The sequence below is a fragment of the Neobacillus sp. PS2-9 genome, assembly GCF_030915525.1.
Taxonomy (GTDB): Bacteria; Bacillota; Bacilli; order Bacillales; family Cytobacillaceae; genus Neobacillus.
The window spans coordinates 4,969,342-4,985,000 of the sequence record NZ_CP133269.1; the positions used below are offsets into that span (position 1 = coordinate 4,969,342).

Consider the following 15,659-nt stretch of genomic DNA (forward strand, 5'->3'; position numbering starts at 1 on the left):
CCTCCCCTGAATGATGAATTATTTAGAAACGGCTTTTTTCCCGAAGGCAACAGCAAGAATGATAATCAAACCTTTAATAATCATTTGTTGACTGACATCAAGCCCCATAATAATTAGGCCGTTATTAATCGTTCCAATCATAAGGGAACCAATAACAGTTCCAATAACTGTTCCCACTCCGCCAAAAAGACTAGTTCCGCCAAGAATGACAGCCGCGATAACTGATAACTCATCCCCTTCACCGAAGGTAAATCTTCCTGCATGCATCCGCCCAGCATATAAAATTCCAGCGAATCCAGCCATTAAACCCGTTCCTAAAAAGACCATTAGTTTAATTTTTGCTGTCTTTACTCCAGAAAATTTAGCTGCATTTTCATTTCCACCTGTTGCTAAGGTCTGTCTTCCAAATGCTGTTTTTCGTAAAAGAACATGCCCTACGATTGTTACTAGGAGCGTCCAAATTAATAGAATGGGCACAGTGCCAATATCTCCAGAACCGAATAAGAAGTTAAAATTAACATCTACAATTGGGACCGGTGCGGTATTTGTAACCCACATCGCCGCACCCTTTATAATACCCATCATCCCTAATGTCACAAGGAAGGATGGTATGGCTACTTTCGTAATCAACAAACCATTGATTAATCCAATTATTAATCCGGTTCCCACACCAGCAATCAGACCGCCGACGATCCCAAAACCTGCTTGTAAAGCTAAGGCTGCTGTTAAAGAGGATAAAGCTGTGACCGATCCTACGGATAAGTCAATTTCCCCTGTGCTAATGACAAACGTCATAGCTACCGCCATAATCGAAATCATCGCTGTTTGTCGTACAATATTTAAAAGGTTAGTAGACGATAGAAAGCCATCATCTAAAAGAGTCATAGAAAAATAGATTAAAACACCTATAAAGGCAAAGTAGACTATATAGTTACGCCATTCGAATTTCTTTTTCAGCTGAGGGTTTGTTCTAATTGTTGGTTCATTTACTTTAATATCCTTGGATAGCATGTTGAAGCTCCTCCTCTGTGTTTATCTCTGCTCTTTTAATGTCCTTCGTGACCTTGCCCTCATGGAGAACAATAACCCTGTCACTTACTGCTAAAAGTTCAGGAAGTTCCGAAGAAATGACGATTATGGCCTTACCATTGTCAGCCAGTTCGCGAATAATATCCATAATCTCTGTTTTGGCACCAATATCCACACCGATGGTTGGCTCATCTAGTATAAGAACATCCGGATTATTTGATAACCATTTAGCCAAAACAATCTTTTGTTGATTACCCCCTGATAATAATTTAGTCGTTTTAAAAATATCATCCGTCTTAATATTTAACTTTTCCACTAATTGCTCTGAGAGTCTATTGGCTTTTTTCTCATCGAGAAAAATTCCTTTTTTAAGATTCTTTACAAAAGGGAGGATTAAATTATCTTTAACCGAATGGTCGAGAACTAACCCCTGAACTCTTCGGTCCTCAGGAATCAAGGCAAGCCCTTCTTTAATCCCGTCATTCGGGCTCTTCACAGACACTTTATTGCCCTTAACAAAAATTTCTCCTTTTTCTTTCGGGTCTATTCCAAATATGGAACGTGCCATTTCAGACCTTCCGCTTCCCATCAGACCCGCTACCCCTAAGATTTCACCAGGATATAGCTTAAAATTAATATCCTGAACCTTTGTTCCTGATGCTAACTCTTTTACTTCCAAAGCAGGGGTGACATCCATAGAATAAATACGTTCCTTCCAGTCGAACGCCTTATCTAACTCCGCCCCAACAATATGCTGAATAACAGCTTCTAAACTGGTAGATTCACAGTGTTCTGTTACTACATTTTTGCCGTCTCGGAGAATCGTGATGCGATCACAAATCTCAAAAATTTCATCCATACGGTGGGATATATATATAATAGAAATTCCTTTTCGCTTTAATTTATTAATGAAAGAGAAGAGAACTTCCGTTTCTTTCTTGGTTAATGAAGACGTTGGTTCGTCCATAATGAGGATTTTCGCTTCTTGGGATAATGCTTTGGCAATTTCCGTCATCTGCCAAAAACCTACTCCTAAATTTTCGACTACTTCATTGGGATCAATATCTACTTCAAGTTCTTTTAATAACTCTCTTGTCCGTTCAATACCTTCTTTATCGTTTAGTAATCCAAATGCATTCTTCGATTCTCTAGTTAAGAAAATATTTTGTGCAACGGTTAATGTAGGAATTAAGCTAAATTCTTGGTAAATCATTGAAATATAATTGGCTCTTGCATCATTTGTATTCTTTATTGAAACCGGTTTTTCATCAATAAAAATATCTCCAGAATCAGCTTTATAAACACCGGTTAATATTTTCATTAACGTGGATTTCCCAGCTCCATTTCCACCCATGAGGGCATGAACTTCCCCCTTTTCTACCGAGAATCCCACTGATTTTAAAACGGTAATTCCATTAAAGGACTTTGAGATATTTTCCATTTTAAGAATTGTCTGTTCCAAGTCCATCACCCTCTTTTTTTACAAGAGGCTACTCACTCACTGAGCAGCCTCTATCATTTTATTAACGTACGTTTGCTACACTTTTATTTAAGTTAACCCAAACACCTTTTTCTGCAGATTCAAGAATCGCGTCCGAAATTACAGCGATTTGATAACCATCAAGGAAATCAGGTGAAACATTGGTATCTTCTACAATCGATTTTAGAAAATCGTAGGTTTCAATAATCTTTGTTTCTCCATAACCAATACCTAAAGCTGGGATAGGCCATAGTCCTTCTCCATATGGATGAGCTGGTCCTGTATAAACGGTTCTAAAGCCTTTTGCATCTCCTGGATCATCAGCAAAACAAACCTGAAGTTCATCACGGCGCTCATAATTGAAATATAAGGAACCTTTTTCACCATGAATCTCAAATGTTAGGAAATTATTGCGGCCCCATGCATTACGAGTGGCTTCGATACTACCAATGGCACCGTTAGCAAATTTCACAAGTGTAGTAAATTCATCATCTACATCAACTGCCGCTTTTGGAACATCTTCCCCACCCTTAACAGTACCTAATTTATCTGCACCGCCTGATTGCACCGGACGTTCTGGAATCCATGTTTTCGCAACTGCATTAACATCTGAAATTTCACCTACAAGATAGCGGGCAAAATCAATAACATGTGTACCGATATCGCCTAAAGCACCAGAACCTGCAATTTTTTTCTGGAAACGCCAAGATAGTGGTGAGTTAGGATCTGCAGACCAATCTTGTAAATACGTTCCACGGAAGTTAAGAATTTTACCGATTCTTCCTTCTTCAATATATTTCTTCGCAAGCGCTACGGCTGGCGTTCTTCTATAGTTAAACGCGACCATATGCTTTACTCCAGCTACGTTAACTGCATCTAACATCGTTTTTGCCTCGGCAGCATTTCTTGCCAACGGCTTTTCAGAAATGATATGCTTACCAGCTTTCGCTGCCGCAATTGCGATTTCAGCATGAGAATCATTAGGTGTCACGATATCAATAATATCAATGTCTGGATTAGCTACGACTTCTCTCCAATTAGATGAATAGTGTTCAAATCCAAGACGATCTGCTGCATCCTTGGCTAATTGATCGTTTACATCGACTACGGTATGGCGGTGTGGAACAGCTGGTGCCGGCCAAAAGAACATCGGCATCCCTGCATATGCAAGAGCATGTGCTTTTCCCATAAATCCTCCACCAATCATACCTACATTTAGCTTTTTCATTATATTTTCCCCCAATTATATTAAATGTTATTTTGCTGCGTTCTGAATTGAATCTGGAGCATCCTTATGGTATACAAGCTTCCAAGAATCTAAGACATTTTCCTTTGTTACTTGTAAAGATGGAACGGCTACATATGGTGGTGCTTCCTTTCCAAGTAAAGCATATCCAGCTAAAATTGCCTCTGAGATTCCTTGGTCATATGGAAGCTGAGCACCTAGCCCTTTAATAATGCCTCCTTGGGCAATCTCTAAAGCCACATTGGTTCCTAAATCAATAGTGGTAATGACAAGGTTATCTTTTCCTGCTGTGCGGGCAGCTGCCAAAACACCTTCAGCCGGAACATCCCATACTGCAAAAATTCCATCTAAATCGGGGTTTTTTGTTAACATCCCAGAAGCAACTTTCTCACCTTGGTTCGGATCCGTAATACCACCGCGTGCTACGATTTTAATATCTGGGTATTTTTCCTTCATTGTTTTTTCAAATGCATCGGTCCTTTGCTTCGTTACAAAGAAGTCTGCATCATGGAAAACCATTCCGATCTTCCCTTTTTTCCCGAGCTTTTCTGCCATAATATCGGCGGCTACTACACCGTTACCATAGTTATCCGCAGAAACAACACTTACATAATCCTTACCAGCCTCAAGACCACTTGGCGTGTTGTCCATAAATACTAGCTTTACCCCAGCATCAGCTGCCTTTTTGTAAGCATCGGCAGTAGAAACAGGATCAACTGGAATACTAATAATGATATCCGGCTTTTTCGCAAGAACAGTTTCAATATCAGAGACTTGCTTTTCTGCTTTGAATTGAGCATCTGTTACCGCTACTACTTCAATTCCCATTCTTTTTAGTGTAGCTTTTAACCCTTCGATTTGAGCAGTTGACCAATCATTTCCTGCGTAGTGCATGACTATTGCTGCTTTATAGTTACCCTCTTTAATTTTGGCAACATCCTCTTCGGACAATTGAAGTGTCTTAGCAGATACGGCGTTTTCTCCATGAGGACCTTTACTTAAAATCTCCTGATCACCAGGAAGGTCTGGGTTAATCGTAATTGGACCAGTTTCAGGTGCTAATTCCTTTGTTCCTGCTTCTGAGCTTTTTTCCGTTGATGCACTGTCTTTGCTGCACCCCATTAAGGCCATACTGCTGACAAACAAAACGACCATTAAAATAGAAAATAATTTTTTCATTTTTCTCCCCCATTCTCATTCATTTCTTATATTTGTTGTAATACCTCAAATTTTGCTAGATAGGACCTACTAATTTCTGCCCCCTCTTTTGGGTTAGGATAGCTATCTAATTCCACTGTAATCCAGCCATCATAGTTTGCTTCATTTAATAAGCGGCACATTTCGTTAAAGTTTTGGTTACCTTCGCCCAAAGGAACGAATTCTCCATCCTTGTAATCTTTAAAATGGATATACTTGATTCGGTCTGCATACTTTTTAATCACTTCAACAGGGTCTCCTCCACCTGCTTCGATGTGTGCAGTGTCAGGACATAAATTAATTCTTGTTAATGGCATTAATTTATCTAGCTGGTCCGGTGCTTGAACGTTTGTCCCTAAATGCGGATGATAACTAGCAATTAACTTATATTTTTCAGCAATTTCTACTACTCTATTAAGAGCATTTCCTAAGTCCGGGTAATCGCTTTCTTTTATTCCTTTTCCACGGATGGCTCCTCCACCTACTACTAGATGTTCTGCTCCTAATTCGGATGCAAAAGCGGCTACTAGCTCAATCTTTGTTAATTCCTCTTCCAAAATATCTGGGAAAATAAAGTTGCCTCCGGTATAGACACCAATTAAGGTTAACGAAAGTTCCTTTAACAATGAGCTAAATTCTTCTTTTTTATCAACAAATTGCATTAGATTACCATCAAATATTTCAAAGCCCGTATATCCTGCTGCTGCGATATCTCTTAACGCTTCCACCGTAGATCCATTAGCAAGGTAGTATAAATCCTTTACCGACGTAACTCCTGCTGGGTGACCAACCACGCCGCCCCACGTATTTGTTTGATATCCAAGTTTCATTTATATTCACTCCATCTTTAAAGTAATGACCCCTGCCATGTTCCATTGCATCTCCTAAAGCAGAATCACCTCCCTAAATGTAATCGATTGCATTTTTGTTTGATAAAATCGCAGAATTAGCTTGCTAACAAAGGTAAAATGTAATGGATTACATTTTTAATAAAAATTTTTATTTGTTCTTTTGACAAGATTCTCTGACCACCAATTGATCTTCTAAAATAACTTGTTCTCTCATAACTTCATCTTTATTGATGAGTTTCATGAGTAGCTCCATTGCATGTTCGCCGATTTCAAACGCTGGTTGAGCAATGGTAGTGAGAGCTGGCTCAAAAATGCTGGCAAACCTCACATCATCAAATCCAATGATGGATACATCCTCTGGCACCCTTAACCCTTTTGATTTCACTGCTCTGATAGCCCCCATCGCCATTTCATCGTTGGCAGCGAACACAGCTGTCGGAAGAACCCCAAGGGCAAAAAATTTCATCATAAGATTAAAACCGCTTTCAAAAGTGAAGTCCCCCTCTTGCACTAAAACAGGCTCCACGGTCAAATTGCATTGAGCCATTGCCTGGTAAAACCCCTTTAGACGATCCCGGCTCAATACAACATCAAGGGGACCGGTGATACATCCAATTCTTTCATGTCCCAACTCTATTAAATATTCAGAGGCCTTTCGAGCACCACTGATATTATCAATAGAAACAGTAGGGATATTGGAACCTTCAATATATTCACATGCTAATACAACGGGATAACAGCGAGATACTTCTTCAATAGCCTGAGAATCCATTCTTGCGGTTAACAACACCATTCCATCTGCCTTTTTTTGTTGCAAAATATTAAGGTACCCAGTTTCTTGCTCCACATCATTACCGGTATCCCCTAATAGGACCTGGTAACCATTCGCAACTGCCACTGACTCAAGTCCTCTTAACACCTTTGAAAAAAACGGATTTGTAATATCTGGCACAACTACTAATATAGTTTTCGTCTCAAGTCTTCTAAGCTGACGAGCTAAGGCATTCGGCTGGTAATTTAGATCTTGTATTGCTTGTAAAACTTTTTGCGTCGTCGTTTCTCTTACAGCTCCAGGTTTACTAAGCACTCTAGACACGGTGGCAGTAGAAACATTCGCTTTTTTTGCTACATCCACAATCCCAACCATCTTATTATCTTTTCCTTTCCTGCTCTATAAATGGATTGTAATCGATTACAAAATTGCTGTCTAACTAGCTTCAGACAAGGATTTCGTCCATTCAATACACCATTCTTTCCTCACAAATCACGCATCAATCCCTACGGACAAAAAAAGTAGATTTTCAAAAAAAATAAGACTCAGGTAACTGAGCCTTACTTTTACATAGATTTACTTTTTTGTAGTTCTGTAACCTTATGTTTTGAAACCTTTGCTGTCTCATTGTGATTTTTAAAGTAAGCAATATACATTTGACCAACTGCTTCTATTTTTATTAAATACTGCAAATTTATGATATAAGAGCGATGGGAGACAACAAAGCGTGAATCAAGCAAATCTTCTAGGTTTGTTAACGTCTCATTCATTTCGATTTTTTGATCTAGCATATGGATGACCGATTTACGATCTACCCTCTCGATAAATAGTATATCATCCAAAGGAATAAAGGTAGTGGAATGATGTTGCTTTACAATTATTTCTTTTTTGACTCGTGGTTGCTGGATCATGACATCCTGGTTCTTTAAGGAAGATGCTCGCTCTAATGCAGAATAAAGCCTGTCACGCTCAATTGGTTTGATAATGTAATCGATTGCATGAACAGCAAAAGCCTCTAAGGCATATTCATCATGGCCGGTAATAAAGATTACTTGTAAAGATGGAACAATTTTTTTACAGGATTTCACTGCCTCCATTCCGTTTAACAATGGCATATTAATATCGACTAATGCGATGTCGGGTTTTTCTATCATTACCTTGTTAATTAAATCCTCTCCATTAACTGCTTCTCCAACAATTTGATAGTTTGGTATATGTTTTATCAAATGCTTTAACAATTTTCTAGATGACGCATTGTCCTCAGCAATCAGGATTCTCATTTTCATCCCCCTTCCAGTTCTTTTGTATGTTATAAATAGCCCTTATATGGTATGATTACAGACATTTTCCTTGATATACTAGATGAAGTATAAAAAAGGATTCTAATAAATTGTAATAAAATAAGTAAACGCTTGCAAACTATAATTTATTTAGTACTTTTTCCCAAAAAGTGAATACTCGAAAATGACCTTCTTGGCTATAATGAAGCTGAAAGCTACAAGTAATCCATGACTATTCGTTCTATTGTTAGGAGGAAAAAATGGAATCAATCGATAAAGGAAACTTATATAAGGAAGTTCTTCGGACTATGTCGGAATGCGTACTTATTCATGAAAAATCAGGTAAGTATATTCCTTTGAATGACAATGTTGAAAAGGTAATAGGTATTAAAGCTGAATTTTTAACTGAATCCACCTTGATGCAACTTGATTTTGTAAAAGATGATGGATCTCGGTTACTTTATTCCGAGTTACCAAATGTTATCACCCTTGAAAAGGGTATTCCCTTTCAAAATTTTATTATTGGAGTAACTAACAAGATTCAGGACAGGAAATGGCTTTCCATTAATTCAACACCTCTAAAAACAAATGAAGATGGGGGACAGGCTGCCCTTGTTACTATTTCCGAAATTACCGAGCGACAAAAAATGGAACACGACATCATTCAGATGAAAGAAGAGGCTGAAAAAGCAAACATGGCCAAATCAGAATTTCTTTCAAAGATGAGTCATGAACTACGTACACCATTGAATGGAATACTTGGTTTTGCACAGCTATTAGAAATGGATGAATCTTTAAGTGAAGAACAGCACGATTATGTGAATGAGATATTAAGTGGAGGAGGTCACTTATTAAATTTAATAAATGATATTTTGGATTTATCAAGAATCGAGACAGGTAACTTAAAGGTCTCTATTGAAGAGATTGATTTTCTTACTGTTATCAATGAATGTATTAATATCATCCAGCCACTGGCTAAAAAGAAGAATATCCGTATTCATAAACAATTAAATCAATGGCAAAACACATTCATTCTTGCTGATTCCATTCGACTTAAACAAGTCCTTCTCAATCTTCTCGAAAATGCCATTAAATATAATCGGGAGGGTGGAAAAGTAAAAATTATTTCTCATATAGAAGAAAATATAATGGTGATTCATATCGTGGATACAGGTGTAGGACTGTCTATTGAAGAGTATCATAAAGTGTTTGTTCCATTTTATCGTGTTGAAGGGACACAAGAAGAAGGCACTGGCATTGGACTGTCATTAGTGAAACAACTGGTGCATCTTATGGGAGGAGAAATTAGTGTATCGAGCAAAAAAGGAAAAGGCAGTGATTTTTGCTTTAGTCTCCCCCTCCCAAATGAATTAAAGGCAGCTGTACAATGGGGAGAGCGAGTAAAAGCTCCTTTAGAAAATCACGGAAAGGCAGATAACTTTAATTTGCTGTATATTGAAGATAACGAGCCGAACTTACACTTTGTCAGTAGCATCATGAAATCCCAGCCCTCCTATAACCTCTTATTAGCTCGAACTGGAAAAGAAGGATTAGAAATGGCAATGACAGAAAAAGTCGATTTAATTTTGCTTGATCTTGACTTGCCAGATATCCATGGATATGAAGTGTTTGACATTTTAAAAATAGGGGCTAAAACAAAAGATATTCCTGTAATTGCTGTTAGTGCCAATGCCATGCCCCAGGATATTCAACATACCTTAGCCATAGGATTTAGTAATTACCTGACAAAACCTATTGATATAAAAGAATTTTTGCACACCGTAAGTCAGACCTTTAATAGTACGATAAAGCAAGATATTCCAGAACATAGCATATTAAGCACGGGGCCGCATGGTGAAGCCGCAGTTTCTGCAAAAACTCTTCAGTTATCTTTAAAAGACTTGAAAATGCTGAAGGAACACAATTATAAGGCGGCTATTTCCATGCACTATACTAATAATGATTGGTCAAGGTCTGTAATAAACGGGTTAAAGGCCACTTTTGATAAAATGGGAATTGAAGTAGTTGCAGTAACAGATGCTCAATTTAAATGGGAAAAGCAACTTGCTGATATCGAAACAATTTTAACCAAAAAGCCGGATATACTTATCAGTATTCCTGTAGACACACTTTCATCGGCAATTGCTTATAAACATGTGGGGCAATCTGGTGTCAAGCTGGTTTTTATGGAAAACATACCAAAGGATTTACAGCCTGGAAAGGATTATGTCAGTATCGTTTCAGCTGATAACTATGGAAATGGTGTAGAGGCTGCCCATATTATGGCAGAACAATTAGACTGTAAAGGTAAGATTGGAGTAATCTACCATGATGCTAATTTCTTTGCCACTAAACAAAGAACAGAAGCATTTGAAAAGACGATAAGAGAAAAATACCATGAAATAAAAATCATCGAACATTGCGGGATTATCGATCCAAATCAAAGTGAGAAAGTGGCTGCCTCCATGATTGCTAAACATCCAGATTTAAAGGGAATATTTGTCGTATGGGATGTACCAGCTGAAGGAGCATTAGCTGCTGCGCGTTCGGCAGGAAGAGATGATTTGGTAATCACGACGATTGATTTAGGTGCTAATGTTGCTTTAGAAATGGCAAAGGATGGACTTATCAAGGGTCTTGGTGCTCAGATGCCCTATCATCAGGGAGTTGCTGAAGCGCTCTTGGCAGGATACGCACTACTTGGTAAACAAGCACCATCCTATGTAGCTGTCCCCGCGCTAAAAGTAACAAAAGAAAACGTTCTTGATGCCTGGAAGCTGGTATATAACAATGATGCTCCGGAGGCAATCCAAAGGTTCTTTTAAAAAATGGTTCTATCTAGCATTTACGAAAAAAACCCTTCCAATAAGGAAGGGTTACTCGTTATTATGCATTTCAATATCCAATCCTGGATTCGCATTAAGCGCAAGACCTGCTCTGATTCCTTTTTCAAACATGATGCTTCCTGCTGCCGCAATCATAGCTGCATTATCGGTGCACAAGGCTAACGGAGGAATCACTAATTCAATTTCAGGTTGGTCAGCAAACGCCTTTTCTAGTGCATTTCTTAGTCCTTTATTGGCTGCCACCCCGCCTGCTACTAATACTTGCTTCACCCCATACTGGGCAACAGCCTTTTCCGTCTTTTTCACCAGTACTTCAATGACACTCGCTTGGAAGCTTGCCGCAAGATCTTCAGGTGCGATCGTTTCACCGCGCTGTTCCGCATTGTGGACCGTATTAATAACAGCAGATTTCAAGCCGCTAAAACTAAAGTCAAATGAACCTTCTTCCAGCCATGCTCTAGGTAGATCAATCGTTGGCCTTCCTCCCTGTGCTAAGCGATCAATATGCGGACCGCCAGGATACGGCATATTTAACGTTCTTGCCACCTTATCGTAGGCTTCTCCAGCCGCGTCATCTCTTGTTTCACCTATTACTTCAAAGTGACCGTGCTCTTTCATATAAACAAGCTCTGTATGACCACCAGAGACCACCAGAGACAACAATGGAAATTTCATTTCTGTTACCAGCCGGTTTGCATAGATATGCCCGGCAATATGGTGGACCGGTACAAGCGGCTTATTATGGGCAAACGCCAAAGCCTTTGCGGCATTTACACCAATTAATAGCGCACCCACTAATCCAGGACCTTCTGTGACAGCAATGGCATCCAAGTCAGCCATTGTAAGGTTTGCCTGATTCAACGCTTCCTCCATCACGATGGTTATTTGCTCAACATGGTGACGGGAGGCAATTTCAGGTACTACCCCTCCAAACCGCTTGTGACTTTCTATTTGAGATGCCACGATATTGGCTGCAATCTCACGACCATTTTTAATGATCGCTACTGCCGTCTCATCACAGCTTGTTTCTATGGCTAAAATATACTGATCTTTTTTCATAAATTCACCCACATTACTAGTGCATCTTCTTGGTTATCTGAATAATAATTCTTTCGAATCCCGCCATTTTGAAATCCTAATTTCCGATAAAGGGATTGTGCGACATGATTCGTTACCCTTACTTCAAGTGTCATACTTCTAGCTCCTAACTCCCTAGCGACAGACATTAGCTTTGTCATTAATGCCTCCCCTAGCTTTTTTCCCCGATACCCAGGCATTATGGCCACGTTCGTCACGTGTGCTTCATCAATGACAACCCATGTTCCACAATAGCCAATGATTTGATTTTCTTCCTCAAGGACAATATAGACAGCGAATTTATTATTGTGTATTTCATTATAAAATGCTTCCCTGCTCCAGGGAGTAGTAAAAGACGCATGTTCTACCTCTAGTACTTGTTCAATATCTTCTTCCCTCATATATCGAAAAACATAAGAATCTACCATATTTCTCTTTCCCTATCCATTTTATATTTTTCCTTTTGCTTCAAGCCACTTGGCTTCCGCTTCTACTAAACGTATATAATTTGGTACAAAAGAATGTAGGTCGTCTCCAGCTTGTTCTTTTCCTAATAAAGCTAGTTCAGCTGGACGTGGGTTATGTTCTGTCATACTTGCAAAAATGGCTTTAGGTCCCAAGACTTCTTCAATTTTAGCTTTATGAATTGGCAGGTCATTTCCTACAAATATGATTGGCTTGTCGATATCTAATAACCTATCCACCCAGTCATCAAGCATCACTAACTGATCCTGTTTCTTCACTGTAAGCTTTCCGTCTACAAATTGATATAAGCCTGTATAGACTTGTCCCCTTCTAGCATCAAACAAGGGAGACACCATTCCATCAAAATATCGTCCAGTTCCCGCGGCTAAAATTTCTAAACTTGAAACACCCACAAGAGGGATATTAAGAGTCCATGCTAGTGTTTTTGCAATCGTAACACCGATTCTTACTCCTGTATAAGACCCAGGGCCTTTAGCAACCACAATCTTCGTTAAATCTGCTGGTACCCGTTCACAATCACTCATTAAAGTTTCAATAGCCGGCATAATCCGAACAGAGTGATTCTTTTTTAAATTAGTAATGTATTCTCCCAATACTTGATTCTCTTCTAAAAGCGCTACTCCCAATGCATAGTTTGAAGTATCTATCGCCAATATAGTCATCTAAAAATCTCCTTACATAGTTGCTCATATCTATTGCCCTTTGGCACGAATACCATTTTCCTTTGATCTTCCTCTTCACGATACAGGAAAATAGTTAATAGTTCTTGTGGAAGCTGCTCTTCAATTAAATGAGCCCATTCCACTACTGTTACGCCGTCCCCTTCAAAGTATTCATCAAAACCAAGATCTTCAAAAGCATCCGCTACTCGATAGACATCCATATGATACAGGGGCAACCTGCCCTTATATTCTTTAATAATTGTAAAAGTAGGGCTGTTAACGGTTTTCTTAACTTCCAACCCTTTAGCAAGGCCTTTGGTAAAGGTCGTTTTTCCGGCTCCTAAATCACCCTCAAGGGCAATCACATCACCTGGCTGTAAAAGCTGAGCCAAGCGTTCGGCCAATGTTGAGGTTTCCTCAGAATTTGTAGTCTTCCATTCAAGTTGGTTCATTCAATCACCTTTTACTTTCCTAGCAATCCTTTACTCTCATTTTACCTTATTTAAGTGCAAAAAAAACCTTAGGATATCTCCTAAGGATGCTTTTCCATATGTAGTGTACATAATTATAACCTTAATGTGCAAAAAAACCTAATAGATGAAATAAAAAAAAGCCGAAACTTGGTTTCGCACTTGATTTTAGCATATATATGGCGGTCCGGACGGGACTCGAACCCGCGACCTCCTGCGTGACAGGCAGGCATTCTAACCAACTGAACTACCGGACCATATTGCGGGGACAGGATTTGAACCTGCGACCTTCGGGTTATGAGCCCGACGAGCTACCAGACTGCTCCACCCCGCGACGGTAAAATAAAATTATTTTTGAGCATGCTCTTTGTTTAAGACCGCCCCGATTTCGGAAAGCTTATTCAAGGAGTGGCTCAATTGTTGCGCTGTAGAATATTCGAAGAAGATTATTCGAACGTGCTCCACCCCGCGACGATTAAAAGTATAAAAATTGATAAAACAGCCTGGCAACGTCCTACTCTCACAGGGACTTTCGTCCCAACTACCATCGGCGCTGAGAAGCTTAACTTCCGTGTTCGGTATGGGAACGGGTGTGACCTTCTCGCCATAATTACCAGACTATTTTGTTAGAGAGATCGTTCTCTCAAAACTAGATAATGCAGAAGAAGTGTTTGTAAACTACGAGTTCGCTTTAAAAATTGGTTAAGTCCTCGAACGATTAGTATCAGTCAGCTCCACATGTTACCACGCTTCCACCTCTGACCTATCAACCTGATCATCTTTCAGGGTTCTTACTAGCTTGACGCTATGGGAAATCTCATCTTGAGGGGGGCTTCATGCTTAGATGCTTTCAGCACTTATCCCGTCCGCACATAGCTACCCAGCGATGCCTTTGGCAAGACAACTGGTACACCAGCGGTGCGTCCATCCCGGTCCTCTCGTACTAAGGACAGCTCCTCTCAAATTTCCTGCGCCCACGACGGATAGGGACCGAACTGTCTCACGACGTTCTGAACCCAGCTCGCGTACCGCTTTAATGGGCGAACAGCCCAACCCTTGGGACCGACTACAGCCCCAGGATGCGATGAGCCGACATCGAGGTGCCAAACCTCCCCGTCGATGTGGACTCTTGGGGGAGATAAGCCTGTTATCCCCGGGGTAGCTTTTATCCGTTGAGCGATGGCCCTTCCATGCGGAACCACCGGATCACTAAGCCCGACTTTCGTCCCTGCTCGACTTGTAGGTCTCGCAGTCAAGCTCCCTTGTGCCTTTACACTCTACGAATGATTTCCAACCATTCTGAGGGAACCTTTGGGCGCCTCCGTTACTCTTTAGGAGGCGACCGCCCCAGTCAAACTGCCCACCTGACACTGTCTCCCACCCCGATAAGGGGTGCGGGTTAGAATTTCAATACAGCCAGGGTAGTATCCCACCGACGCCTCCACCGAAGCTAGCGCTCCGGTTTCTCAGGCTCCTACCTATCCTGTACAAGCTGTACCAAAATTCAATATCAGGCTACAGTAAAGCTCCACGGGGTCTTTCCGTCCTGTCGCGGGTAACCTGCATCTTCACAGGTACTATAATTTCACCGAGTCTCTCGTTGAGACAGTGCCCAGATCGTTACGCCTTTCGTGCGGGTCGGAACTTACCCGACAAGGAATTTCGCTACCTTAGGACCGTTATAGTTACGGCCGCCGTTTACTGGGGCTTCGATTCAGAGCTTCGCGTGAGCTAACCCCTCCTCTTAACCTTCCAGCACCGGGCAGGCGTCAGCCCCTATACTTCGCCTTGCGGCTTCGCAGAGACCTGTGTTTTTGCTAAACAGTCGCCTGGGCCTATTCACTGCGGCTCTTCGAGGCTATTCACCTCAAAAAGCACCCCTTCTCCCGAAGTTACGGGGTCATTTTGCCGAGTTCCTTAACGAGAGTTCTCTCGCTCACCTTAGGATTCTCTCCTCGCCTACCTGTGTCGGTTTGCGGTACGGGCACCTTTTATCTCGCTAGAGGCTTTTCTTGGCAGTGTGGAATCAGGAACTTCGGTACTAAATTTCCCTCGCTATCACAGCTCAGCCTTCACGGAAAGCGGATTTTCCTACTTTCCAGCCTAACTGCTTAGACGCGCATATCCAACAGCGCGCTTACCCTATCCTCCTGCGTCCCCCATCACTCAAACGATAAAGAGGTGGTACAGGAATATCAACCTGTTGTCCATCGCCTACGCCTTTCGGCCTCGGCTTAGGTCCCGACTAACCCTGAGCGGACGA

The 15,659-nt window shown here is 40.7% G+C and carries 12 protein-coding genes, 2 tRNA genes and 2 rRNA genes (1 of these 16 running past the window's edge); 1 reads left to right on the forward strand and 15 read right to left on the reverse strand.

From position 1 onward, the window contains the following. Positions 1 to 18: 18 nt before the first annotated feature. The 7 genes from RCG25_RS24760 to RCG25_RS24790 form a co-directional block, all read right to left on the reverse strand. Positions 19 to 1,011: an ABC transporter permease gene (locus tag RCG25_RS24760; RefSeq protein ID WP_308081460.1), complete on the reverse strand. Its 993-nt coding sequence runs from the start codon at positions 1,009 to 1,011 to the stop codon at positions 19 to 21. Further along, positions 992 to 2,491 carry a sugar ABC transporter ATP-binding protein gene (locus RCG25_RS24765; RefSeq protein ID WP_308081461.1) on the reverse strand — a complete coding sequence of 500 codons (1,500 nt, stop codon included), beginning with the start codon at positions 2,489 to 2,491 and terminating at the stop codon, positions 992 to 994. The genes RCG25_RS24760 and RCG25_RS24765 overlap by 20 nt, the downstream gene beginning before the upstream one ends. A 61-nt stretch (positions 2,492 to 2,552) precedes the next feature. Continuing rightward, positions 2,553 to 3,737, reverse strand: a complete 1,185-nt coding sequence (locus tag RCG25_RS24770; protein ID WP_308081462.1) for a levoglucosan dehydrogenase — start codon at positions 3,735 to 3,737, stop codon at positions 2,553 to 2,555. 27 nt (positions 3,738 to 3,764) lie between these two features. Next, positions 3,765 to 4,934 carry a substrate-binding domain-containing protein gene (locus RCG25_RS24775; RefSeq protein WP_308081464.1) on the reverse strand — a complete coding sequence of 390 codons (1,170 nt, stop codon included), beginning with the start codon at positions 4,932 to 4,934 and terminating at the stop codon, positions 3,765 to 3,767. A 26-nt stretch (positions 4,935 to 4,960) separates the two neighbouring features. Then, positions 4,961 to 5,782 carry a sugar phosphate isomerase/epimerase family protein gene (locus tag RCG25_RS24780; protein ID WP_308081465.1) on the reverse strand — a complete coding sequence of 274 codons (822 nt, stop codon included), beginning with the start codon at positions 5,780 to 5,782 and terminating at the stop codon, positions 4,961 to 4,963. 169 nt (positions 5,783 to 5,951) lie between these two features. Beyond that, positions 5,952 to 6,950 (reverse strand): LacI family DNA-binding transcriptional regulator, encoded by a 999-nt coding sequence (locus RCG25_RS24785; protein WP_308081466.1) that lies wholly within the window; start codon positions 6,948 to 6,950, stop codon positions 5,952 to 5,954. A gap of 191 nt (positions 6,951 to 7,141) precedes the next feature. Next, positions 7,142 to 7,855 carry a LytR/AlgR family response regulator transcription factor gene (locus RCG25_RS24790; protein WP_308081467.1) on the reverse strand — a complete coding sequence of 238 codons (714 nt, stop codon included), beginning with the start codon at positions 7,853 to 7,855 and terminating at the stop codon, positions 7,142 to 7,144. Positions 7,856 to 8,115: 260 nt separating this feature from the next. Here RCG25_RS24790 and RCG25_RS24795 point away from each other — a divergent pair, with 260 nt between their 5' ends. After that, positions 8,116 to 10,680, forward strand: a complete 2,565-nt coding sequence (locus tag RCG25_RS24795) for a substrate-binding domain-containing protein (protein WP_308081468.1) — start codon at positions 8,116 to 8,118, stop codon at positions 10,678 to 10,680. 51 nt (positions 10,681 to 10,731) lie between these two features. On the opposite strand, the gene tsaD is transcribed toward RCG25_RS24795, so the two are convergent. The 8 genes from tsaD to RCG25_RS24835 all read right to left on the reverse strand — a co-directional run. Continuing rightward, positions 10,732 to 11,760, reverse strand: coding sequence for a tRNA (adenosine(37)-N6)-threonylcarbamoyltransferase complex transferase subunit TsaD (gene tsaD, locus RCG25_RS24800; protein ID WP_308081469.1), 1,029 nt, complete (start codon positions 11,758 to 11,760; stop codon positions 10,732 to 10,734). After that, positions 11,757 to 12,206 carry a ribosomal protein S18-alanine N-acetyltransferase gene (rimI, locus tag RCG25_RS24805; RefSeq protein ID WP_308081470.1) on the reverse strand — a complete coding sequence of 150 codons (450 nt, stop codon included), beginning with the start codon at positions 12,204 to 12,206 and terminating at the stop codon, positions 11,757 to 11,759. The genes tsaD and rimI overlap by 4 nt, the downstream gene beginning before the upstream one ends. 21 nt (positions 12,207 to 12,227) lie before the next feature. Continuing rightward, a complete protein-coding gene (gene tsaB, locus RCG25_RS24810; protein WP_308081471.1) occupies positions 12,228 to 12,926 on the reverse strand; it encodes a tRNA (adenosine(37)-N6)-threonylcarbamoyltransferase complex dimerization subunit type 1 TsaB in 699 nt (232 codons plus the stop codon). After that, a complete protein-coding gene (gene tsaE / locus RCG25_RS24815; protein WP_308081472.1) occupies positions 12,923 to 13,378 on the reverse strand; it encodes a tRNA (adenosine(37)-N6)-threonylcarbamoyltransferase complex ATPase subunit type 1 TsaE in 456 nt (151 codons plus the stop codon). Before tsaE ends, tsaB begins: the two co-directional genes overlap by 4 nt. 198 nt (positions 13,379 to 13,576) lie before the next feature. Beyond that, positions 13,577 to 13,653 (reverse strand) — tRNA-Asp (locus RCG25_RS24820). A gap of 3 nt (positions 13,654 to 13,656) precedes the next feature. After that, a tRNA-Met gene (locus tag RCG25_RS24825) sits at positions 13,657 to 13,730 on the reverse strand. A gap of 167 nt (positions 13,731 to 13,897) precedes the next feature. Continuing rightward, positions 13,898 to 14,014 (reverse strand): 5S ribosomal RNA (rrf, locus tag RCG25_RS24830). An 80-nt stretch (positions 14,015 to 14,094) separates the two neighbouring features. Then, a 23S ribosomal RNA gene (locus tag RCG25_RS24835) occupies positions 14,095 to 15,659 on the reverse strand; it runs 1,369 nt beyond the window's last position.